This is a genomic window from Daejeonella sp., from assembly GCF_044348475.1.
Lineage (GTDB): Bacteria > Bacteroidota > Bacteroidia > Sphingobacteriales > Sphingobacteriaceae > Daejeonella.
The window spans coordinates 1-3,658 of sequence record NZ_JBIKSU010000142.1; the positions used below are offsets into that span (position 1 = coordinate 1).

Below are 3,658 nucleotides of genomic sequence, written 5' to 3' on the forward strand. Positions count from 1 at the left end.
ATACGGGCAGTATGAACAATGCCATGAAGAATATGCCAAACATCATGTCATTGTTTATGGCTATGGGAATGGACCTTCAAAGTGTGATTAAGGCTAGTACTTGGAACCCGGCTCAGCAAATCAAGAGACCAGAATTGGGCAATCTTTCAATTGGGGCTGAGGCAGATATTGCTATTTTTACTGTTCGGAACGGAAATTTTGGCTATTATGCAAGAGATGGAAAAATTGCAGGAAAGCAAAGACTTGAAACAGAAATGACAATCAGAGCCGGAAAAATTGTTTACAATTTAAATGCAATCGCAGAACCTAATATATTGCCAAATCCACCTAGACAAAGGCCTGCAAATGCTACACCAAGACCTGCAAGTAATTAATTTAATTTAAAATATGGCCAGTATCGGTTGCACATTTAAAAAAACAGGGCTATTAGCCCTGTTTTTTTCATATTCCACATTAAGCTACGGGCAACAGACAAGTAGTTCTGGCACAAGCCAAAGGCCCCTTGCTCCTATAAAGACACCTGTATCCTTACGTTCTGATATCCAAGTTGAAAAAGTCATGGATATTGGCAAACTAGGTGTCAGATTTTTAAAAAATGAAAAAACAGGCGAATTCTGGTATTCAACTTTTGATGGCAATGTTTTTAAAATATTAAACTTCGACACGCCTAATGCCACAGAAGATCAGATATTTTCAGCAGAAGATCACGGAATTACCAGACTCCAAGGTGCAGCATTTTTAAACAATACACTTTTTTTATGTGGAAATATTAGTGCTAATGGCGGTAAAGGAACCAAGGGCAGAATGGTCAAATATGATCTTTCAAAGTCTAAGCCACTATTAACTGAAGTTTTCAATACTGTTGAATATGGAACAAATGCTACAACTTTTGACCATGGCTGGAATGCACTAGTAATTAGTAAGGATAAAAAATTTATTTATGTGAATTCTGGAGCCCGTACAGATCATGGAGAAGTACAAGACAACAAAGGGGCCTATCCAGATGCTCGGGATAATGCATTAACTGCTAATGTATTTAGGTTTCCAGTAAATGCAGAAAATATATTATTGACCACTGATGAAGCAAAACTTAAAGCAGATGGTTATTTATACGCTCAAGGGATAAGAAATGCCTACGACATGACATTTGATGGCAAAGGCAATCTATTTGGGGTAGTAAATTCAGGAGATTATGATCAATCGGAAGAAATGTTCTGGATCAGACAGGGTCATCATTATGGATTCCCATGGCAAATGTCAGGGATTGAAAATCCGCAGCAATATCCAACATGGGTACCTGATCCGGCAAAAGACCCTTTTATAAGTCCGGGAGCACATGCATGGGTTGTAAAATATTTCCGTAATGACCCAAATTTTCCAAAAATACCAGATGGAGTAAAATTCTCTGCTGGTGTACAAAATTTAGGGCCTGACGCAAATGAATATAGAGATATTGCAACCGGAAAAATAGTTGATGGCGACATTACAGGAAAAGCGGTTAGCACATTCAATGCCCATTCTGTACCATTAGGATTAGTTTTTGACACAAAAAATGCGCTTTCTAATGAATTCAGTGGCGATGGTTTTGTTTTTAGATATGGTGGAGGTTCTGATCGGCCCGGCACTAACCTATTAAGAAAAACCGGAAAAGATCTGATGCATTTAGATATGAGTTATAATGCTGCTGCAGATAATTATTACATGAAAACAACTACAATTGTCAATAATTTCAACGCTCCTGTTGATGCAATAATGATTGATAATAAAATTTATGTAATGGAGCATGGCACTGCAAATTCGGAGGGTGGAAGAATATGGAAAATAACACTTCCTAAAAAATAATTTATGTAAGACATTTAAATCCCGGCATTGATTTAATCTATTTCGGGTATTTTATAGTCAACATTATTTCTAAATTGTAATCCAATAATTACTAAAAAATCTTAAAAATGGAACAAATCTGGCCGCAAAATTATGACCCATTTAATAATGCGCTTTTATCAACAGTACTTGCAGCACTTCCCATCCTAGTATTACTTGGATCAATTGCCATTTTTCATATCCGAATTCATCTAGCAGCAGTATTCGGATTAATTGTTGCTATTGGAGTTGCGCTATTCGCATTCAATATGCCAGTTACTGCAGTTGCTGCAACCACCTTGTATGGTGGTGCCTATGGTTTGTTTCCTATTGGCTGGATTGTATTGAATCTGATCTTTCTTTATCAGTTAACTGTAAATAAAGGGCTTTTTACCTTGATCAGGATGCACCTTTCTACTATAGCACCTGACCCTAGAATACAGGTAATACTCATTGCCTTTGCATTTGGAGCATTTTTTGAAGGTGCAGCCGGATTTGGAACTCCAGTAGCCATAACTGCGGCTATCCTTATTCAGCTAGGTTTTAGGCCCCTTGCGGCATGCGGACTATCACTTATAGCAAATACCGCACCTGTTGCATTTGGAGCCCTTGGAACGCCTATAATTGCCTTGGCAGCAGTTACAGACATAGACGTGCTCAAACTATCGGCGATGGTTGGAAGGCAATTGCCATTATTTTCATTTATTGTTCCTTTTTGGGTAATCTGGGCAATGGCGGGCTTCCGTGGAATGATCAGTGTATGGCCAGCCGCATTAACTGCAGGTTTATCATTTGCTATCACTCAATTTCTAGTTTCAAATTTTCATGGCCCATGGTTGGTCGATATTTTTGCTTCAATTGCTTCAATTATTTCAATAATTGTTCTTTTAAAATTCTGGCAACCAAAAACAATTTGGCAACTTCCAAAAGATGAGGATACCCTTCCATTGCAAGCTGATCCTGAAAGTGTCAGTACTAAAGACATGGTTCGTGCATGGACACCATGGGTTATTCTAACAATTTTCATTTTTGCATGGGGAATACCTACTGTTAAAAGCTCCCTCAACTCTGTTTCTGCTCCTGAATATAAGGTGGCCTATCTTCATAATCTTGTAAAACGGTCGGCCCCTATTGCACCGGTACCAACTTTAGACAAACCAGCAAAAACAGAAGAAGCAGTATTTAAATTAAACTGGATTTCAGCAACAGGAACAGGAATATTACTTTCGGCCATAATTGCAGGATTTGCCATAGGCTACTCTATAAAAGAAATGTTTAAGGTATATATCCAAACCCTATGGAAAGTACGATTTTCATTGATTACCATTGCGGCGATGCTTGCTCTAGGTTATGTTACCAAATACTCAGGTGCTGATGCTACGCTAGGACTCGCATTAGCGAAAACAGGTGTATTATATCCATTTTTTGGAACGATGCTTGGCTGGTTAGGTGTAGCACTCACTGGTTCGGATACTGCCTCAAATGTATTATTTGGAAGCTTACAGACCATTACAGCAAAACAAACCGGTGTAAGTCCAATTTTAATGGCAGCAGCTAACAGTTCAGGCGGCGTAATGGGTAAAATGGTAGACGCTCAGAGCATTGTAGTGGCAAGCACAGCTACCAACTGGTACGGACATGAAGGTCAGATTTTAAGATATGTATTCTTCCACAGCATAGCCCTTGCAGCATTAGTAGGTTTATTTGTATTCCTACAGGCCTATGTCATACCGTTCTCGGACATGGTAGTGAAGTAATAAAAAAGGCTGACAGGGTTTTAGAATAGGATCTCGCAGAG

3 protein-coding genes are annotated in these 3,658 nt (G+C 38.8%); all 3 read left to right on the top strand.

Annotated features, from left to right (window positions below; all coding sequences use genetic code 11):
- On the top strand, nt 1–374 hold a 374-nt coding region (locus ACIQZ6_RS12365), incomplete at its 5' end, for an amidohydrolase family protein (protein ID WP_395811550.1).
- Between the two features lie 13 nt (nt 375–387).
- The gene (locus tag ACIQZ6_RS12370; protein WP_395811552.1) at nt 388–1,842 is read left to right on the top strand and encodes a hypothetical protein; all 1,455 of its coding nucleotides are present in this window, start codon (nt 388–390) and stop codon (nt 1,840–1,842) included.
- Nucleotides 1,843–1,949: 107 nt separating this feature from the next.
- The gene (locus ACIQZ6_RS12375; RefSeq protein WP_395811554.1) at nt 1,950–3,617 is read left to right on the top strand and encodes an L-lactate permease; all 1,668 of its coding nucleotides are present in this window, start codon (nt 1,950–1,952) and stop codon (nt 3,615–3,617) included.
- Nucleotides 3,618–3,658 lie beyond the last annotated feature (41 nt).